This is a genomic window from Actinoplanes sp. NPDC051633, from assembly GCF_040681735.1.
Lineage (GTDB): Bacteria > Actinomycetota > Actinomycetes > Mycobacteriales > Micromonosporaceae > Actinoplanes.
This window is the reverse complement of record NZ_JBFAZH010000440.1, coordinates 1-5,814: the sequence shown is the minus strand read 5'-3', so window position 1 is coordinate 5,814 and position 5,814 is coordinate 1. Positions and strand designations below refer to the sequence as shown.

General features: G+C 73.6%; 7 protein-coding genes. 4 read left to right on the top strand and 3 right to left on the bottom strand.

Going from position 1 to position 5,814, the window contains the following annotated elements:
• Window positions 1-258 precede the first annotated feature (258 nt).
• Genes AB0M20_RS23185 through AB0M20_RS23175 form a run of 3 tightly spaced genes read left to right on the top strand, consistent with a single transcriptional unit; the run spans window position 259 to window position 2,581 of the window.
• A complete protein-coding gene (locus AB0M20_RS23185; protein WP_364301359.1) occupies window positions 259-888 on the top strand; it encodes a TetR/AcrR family transcriptional regulator in 630 nt (209 codons plus the stop codon).
• Window positions 854-1,594, top strand: a complete 741-nt coding sequence (locus AB0M20_RS23180) for an HAD family hydrolase (protein WP_364301357.1) — start codon at window positions 854-856, stop codon at window positions 1,592-1,594. Before AB0M20_RS23185 ends, AB0M20_RS23180 begins: the two co-directional genes overlap by 35 nt.
• Window positions 1,595-1,642: 48 nt before the next feature.
• A complete protein-coding gene (locus AB0M20_RS23175) occupies window positions 1,643-2,581 on the top strand; it encodes an RNA polymerase subunit sigma-70 (RefSeq protein ID WP_364301361.1) in 939 nt (312 codons plus the stop codon).
• On the opposite strand, the gene AB0M20_RS23170 is transcribed toward AB0M20_RS23175, so the two are convergent.
• The 3 genes from AB0M20_RS23170 to AB0M20_RS23160 form a co-directional block, all read right to left on the bottom strand.
• Complete coding sequence (locus AB0M20_RS23170; protein WP_364301355.1) at window positions 2,578-3,372, bottom strand: SDR family oxidoreductase; 795 nt, start codon at window positions 3,370-3,372, stop codon at window positions 2,578-2,580. The genes AB0M20_RS23175 and AB0M20_RS23170 overlap by 4 nt on opposite strands.
• A 66-nt stretch (window positions 3,373-3,438) precedes the next feature.
• Window positions 3,439-3,972, bottom strand: a complete 534-nt coding sequence (locus AB0M20_RS23165; RefSeq protein WP_364301353.1) for an SRPBCC family protein — start codon at window positions 3,970-3,972, stop codon at window positions 3,439-3,441.
• Entirely contained in the window at window positions 3,969-4,331 is a 363-nt protein-coding gene (locus AB0M20_RS23160) for a metalloregulator ArsR/SmtB family transcription factor (protein ID WP_364301351.1), read from the bottom strand. The genes AB0M20_RS23165 and AB0M20_RS23160 overlap by 4 nt, the downstream gene beginning before the upstream one ends.
• A 153-nt stretch (window positions 4,332-4,484) precedes the next feature.
• On the opposite strand from AB0M20_RS23160, the gene AB0M20_RS23155 reads away from it, so the two are divergent.
• Window positions 4,485-5,814: ALF repeat-containing protein (locus tag AB0M20_RS23155; protein WP_364301348.1), on the top strand; the 1,330-nt coding region annotated here is incomplete at its 3' end.

Here is a 5,814-nt window from a genome sequence, read left to right as displayed (position 1 = left end):
GACCGCCGGCTGGTGGTCGGCTTCTACGACAACGAGGCGGTCCGTACGCCGGACGGCTGGCGCCTCAGCCGCGTCAAGCTCACCTCGGCGTACCAGGAGAATCCGCAACTCTCGAGTGCTGCCCTGGCCGCCGGGGCAGCGAGCCGGGGGTAAGACGATCGGGAAGCCGCGGTGGGGGAGGATTGCCCGATGCCGCGGATCCGGGGAGCCAGCATCGAGGAGCACCACGAGATGGTGTGAGCCGACCTCGCCGAGGCGATGCGGCAGCTGCTGCTCGACCGCGACTACGACTCGATCAACATGGGTCACATCGCGGCCCGGGCAGGGCTCGCACGCAACACTCTGTACAACTACGCCGGCGACAAGAGCGCGCTGGTCCTCGCGGTGACTCAGCGGGCGGGCCGGCCGGTGGTCGAGCGGGTCGCCGCGATCGCCGCGCGAGTCGCGGACCCGGCCGCGGATCGGATGCGGGAGATCATCGAGGCGGTCCTGGAGGCGTTCACGGACCAGGTTCTGCAGCTGATCTTCCGGCAGGGCCCGGCGCTGCCCGTCGCCGCGGTGCCGAAGGGTCCGGACAGCCCCTTCCACGCGATCGTGGTCGAGGTGGAGAACGTCGTCCGCGACGGCATCGCGCACGGGGAGTTCCGCGACGCCGGCGATGTGCACCTCGTGGTGGAGCTGCTCTCCGGTGTCATGCGCGTGGGCGCCGAACGCATCGGCCGCGACCCGGCCGCCTTCGCGGCCACGGTCCGAGCGGCCCGGGACATCATCCTCGCGTCTCTGGCACGCCGCCCCGGCCGACCTTCGCGGGGCAGCGGCCGCCCCTTCGCCACGGGCTCACTATGGTGTGCCGATGCGGTCGGCGCGAGCGGTCTTTCTCGATCTTGATGCCACCATCGTGGATTACGACGACGAGAGCTGGCTCGACACCGTCCAGGACGTGTGCGACGCGCTGGCGCGATCCACGGGAGATCTTGACGCCGAACTGCTGGCGCGGACGTACACGGAGGTCTGCCTTTCGCACTGGCGTGCCGCCGAGGGAACCGTCGTGGTGTCACCGAGTGGGTCGCTGAGCGGATTCGCCATCTGGCGGGATCACTGGCAAAGCGCGCTGGCGGCGAACGGGCACCACGACGATCACCTCGCGGAACTCGCGGTCGAGCGCTACACGCAGGCCCGGGCTGCTCGGTACCGGCTCTTCGACGACGTCGTCGACTGCCTGGCCGCGCTGCGTGATCGAGTCGACGCCGTGGCGGTGATCACGAACGGGCCCGGCGACACCCAGCGCCACAAGGTGGCCGTCACCGGACTTGACCGGCGCATCGACACGATCGTGATCTCCGGTGAGGTCGGCGTCGCCAAACCGGATCCGGCGGTGTTCGAACTCGCCGCCCGGCGTCTGGGGCTGCCACCCGCCGCGGCGTGGCACGTCGGCGACAGCCTCGACAACGACATCGCCGGAGCACGTGCCGCCGGCCTCGGCGCCGCCGTTTGGCTCAACCGGACCGGCGCTTCGCCCACACATCGCGGCGTTTCGACCGCGGAACCCGACCACGTGATCACCTCGCTGCGAGACCTTGTCTCGCTGATCTGACCGGCCCCGCGAGCGATGAGTGATCCGCCGTGGCACCGTCTCACGGTGATGGACTCTGAAGCGGACTTCACGGCGCAGGCCGAAACCCACCGGCACGAGCTGCGCGTGCACTGTTACCGGCTGCTCGGCTCCTTCGACGAGGCGGAGGACCTCGTGCAGGAGACGTTGCTCAAGGCGTGGCGCCGGCGCGAGACCTTCGAGGGCCGGGCGCCGTTGCGGGCGTGGCTCTACCGGATCGCGACCAACACCTGTCTCGACGCGCTCGACAAGCGTCCGGCCGTTCCGGTCGACGTGCCGGCGCAGGTGCAGCCGTACCCGGATCGTCTCCTGCCGCCGGAGGATCAGCCGGACGCGGTCGTGGTGTCCCGCGAGACCGTGGCGCTCGCCTTCGTGGTCGCCGTCCAGCACCTGTCGCCGCGGCAGCGGGCGGTGGTGATCCTGCGGGATGTGCTGGGCTGGCCGGCCCGCGACACCGCCGAGCTGCTCGGCACGACGGTGACCGCCGTGAACAGCATGCTCCAGCGCGCCCGGCCGGTCCTGCGCGAGCATCTGCCGACAGCGCGGCCGGCGGCCGGCGAGGAGCGGGCGCTGGTCGCGCGTTACATGGAGGCGATCGCGGCCTCCGACGATCGCGCGCTGGCCGCCCTGCTCCGGGAGGACGTGCGGGTCAGCCAGGCGCCCGGCGCCGGTGGCAACGCGGCCAGCGGGTTCGGCTTCTACTCCGGCCGGGCGACGGCCTTGGCGGCCTGGGCTCCGGCGTTGCACGGAGACGGCGCCCTGGACTGGCGTTTCCGGTCGGTCCGGGCCAACCGCCAACAGGCTTTCGGAGGGTACGTGCGCAGGCGCGGCACGAATGGCCCGTTCGAGGCGTTCGGGCTGACCGTGCTGGGCTTCGAGGACGGGCAGGTGGCCGAGGTGACCGTCTTCGGCAACGACCGCCTGCCCGCCTTCGGGCTGCCCACGCACGTCCTCGACACGCCGGCCTAGTCGAGGATCGCGCCGCCGGTGACGTTGACGACCGTCGCGGTGAGGGCGCCGGCGCGGTCGGATGCCACGAACGCGGCGACCTCGGCGACCTCCCGCACGGTCAGCGGCCGGCCCAGCGGGCTGCCCGCGCCGACCGCCTCGAGCATCTGCTCGAAGGAGACGCCGAGCCGATCCGCGGCGTCGCGCCACGTCGCCTCGGTGCTCGATCCGAGCGAGCGCGCGGTCTCCGGGATGCCGGTGAGCCGCAGGCACACCGCACGCACCCCGGCCGGGCCGAGCTCGGCCGCGAGCTGCCGCAGCAACAGCTCGACCGCGGCCGAGGCCATGGTGAAACTGCCGGTCAGCGCGGTCGCCGTGCGGGCCATCGGCGAGGACAGCCCGATGATCACCCCCGTGCCGGCCGCGGTCATGTGCCGGGCCGCCGCGCGGGCGGTGGTGAAGTTGACCCGCGGGTAGTCGCGGATCGGCGCGCCGAACTCGTCGGCGGACATCTCGGCCAGCGGCTTGCCCTGGGCGCCGTTCTGGATGCCGACCGCGTTGACGCACACGTCGATGCGCCCGGCGCGCGCGACGACCCCGTCGGTGTGCGCCTCGACGGCGTCCTCGTCGAGCGCGTCCACCACGTCGGTCTCGGCGGCCGCGCCGATCTCGCCGGCGACGGCGGCCAGCTTGGCCTCCGTCGGGCCGGCCAGGAACACCCGGGCGCCCTCCCGCGCGTACACCCGGGCGACCGCACCGCCGATCGCGCCCCCGCCGCCGTAGACCACCGCGACCTTGTCCTGCAGCAACATCCGTCCTCCACACGTACTCGTCAGGATTTCTCCCCTGTGAGACGGCGGTGGACGGGAAAACTCATCTCACGAGCCCGGCAGGGCTTCGTAGTACGCCTTCATCGCCGGGTAGTAGTCGTCGAAGCTGGGCAACGGCCGGTCCTCCCGCGCCGCGACGAGGTTGTCGAGGTAGTACTCCCAGCCGGGGCCCATCTCGCCGACGCCGTCCGTGCTCGTCATGTGTTGCACGAGCTCCAACTCGGTGACTCCGTCCCTGTGCGAGAGCAGCAGCTCGAGCCGCATCGTGCCGTTCTCGTCGATGCTCGTCACCGCCAGCCGGCGCGGTGGCTCGCAGACGTCGATCCGCACGTCGATCCAGGGCGCGTTGTCCTCGAAGGCCATCTGCACCTTGATGGTGTGACCGGTGCCGGCCTCGCCCTCCCATCGCCCGAACCAGCGGGCCGTGCGCTCGGACTCGGTCACGCTGGCCCACACGTCCTCGATGGGCGCCTTGAAGACGCGCTGGACGACGAGGTCTGCGCCGTCGGTGCTGCCGGTACTGCCGGTACTGCCGGTGCTGCCGGTGCCGGCGACGAGCCGGCCGGTCGGTGGACTGGTCATGCCGTGTTCTCCTGTCGGTGATCCGCCGCGCCGCCCCGGAGGCGCTCGCGACGGGTGCGGTGGACCTCGGTCTCCAGGGCGTCGAGGCGGTGCTCCCACCCGGCGGGGCGGGTGAACTGGCCCAGCCACTCGGTCAGCTCGGCGAGCCGCGTGGCGTCGAGCTCGTAGTAGCGCCGCCGGCCGACGAGCGTGTCGCGGACCAGGCCGCACTCGCGCAGGACGCGCAGGTGCCGGCTGACCGCGGGCCGGCTCACCTCGAACCGGTCGGCGATGTCGCCCGCGGGCAGCGCGCTGCGGCGCAGCATCTCCAGGACGCTGCGCCGCAGAGGGTCGGCGATCGCACTCGCCACGTCGTCCATCCCGGAAGCGTAACACCCTTGTTACGCTTTCGGCGCCGCCGACCGGGAGATGCCTCGGATCTGACACTCCACATTGGCGCCGCGGCCTTGTGGCGCATCGACCCCAGCCGATAGCGTCCAGGGGTCTTGTCGCACACCATCGCGGGGGTTTTGGTGGCTTCATCGTTCACGCGCCTGATGCGGTCGCTCGCCGGCGCGCTCACGCTGACTCTGCTCGTCCAGCTCGCCGGGTTCAGCCCGGCCCGGGCCGCCGACGACGCGATCACCATCGAGGAGATTCGCGAGGCGGCCGTCCGTCAGCTCATCGAGGGCGGGCCGTCATTGCAGCGCGCGGCGGAGGCGGCGCTGCTGGGCTCCGACGCCGACCTGCGGGCCTACTACGAGACCGGTGCGGAGGCGGCCGAGGAGGCCGACGGCCGCGCGGCGGTGCAGGTGCTGGCCGGGATGGACGGCCCGTCCATGCGGTCGGCCGCCCTGCAGGTGCTGGACAAGCCGGCGAACGACGTCTTCAAGTTCGTCGACGGCGGCTGGCGGCAGGCGTGGGAGGCCGACGAGCGGCTGCGGGTCTACCGGGTGCTCGAGGCGGGTGGCCCGACCGTCCGCGCGGCGGCGCAGCGGGCGCTGAGCGGTGACGCCGCGGCCGTCGTCGAGTTCATGTCGACGGGGCGCGACGCGGCGGCGTACGCCGACGACCGGCAGGCCGCGACCCGCATGCTGACCGGCGGGGCCAACAACAGTGGCCCGGTGCTCGACGCGGCGGCGTCGCAGGCGCTCGCCGGCAGCGCCGAGGAGCTGCAGGAGTTCCTGGTGTCGGGGCAGTTCGTGGCCCGGGCGCGCGACCGCGAGCTGGCCTCGATCCGCAGCCTGGTCGAGCAGGCCCGGCAGGCCGGGGAGACCACCTCGCAGGAGGCGCTGGCGGCCGAGGACTCGTCGAACCGGGCGGCCAACGCGGCGACCGAGGCGAAACGCGCCGCGCAGGCGGCCGAGAGCGAGGCGCGGGCGGCGGGCAACGACGCGCGCAAGGCATCCGCGGCCGCCGGCCGGGCGGCGGACGCGGCCGAGGGTGCGGCGGACGCGGCCCGGGAGGCCGTGGCGGCGTCGAACGCGGCGATGCGCGCGGCGCGCGTGGCGGCGGACGCGGCCCGCAAGGCGACCACGGCGGCCTCGCTGACCGCGCAGGCGGCGTCGCGGGCGCAGCGGGCGGCCGCAGCGGCGCGGCTCAACGCGGGCGATGCCCGGCTGGCGCGCGAGGCGGCCGAGGCGGCCCGCGACGCGGCGGCGAAGGCGGAGCAGCTGGAGCAGGTCCGGGCCGAGCGCGACCGGGCGCTGGCGCAGGCGCAGCGGGCGGCCGCGGCGGCGAAGCAGGCCGGCGCGAACGCGGACGCGGCGGGCGTCGCGGCCGATGAGGCGGGCCGCCAGTCCGGGGTCTCGTCGCAGCAGGCCGCACGGGCGCGCAACGCCGCCGCGCAGGCACGGGCGGCGG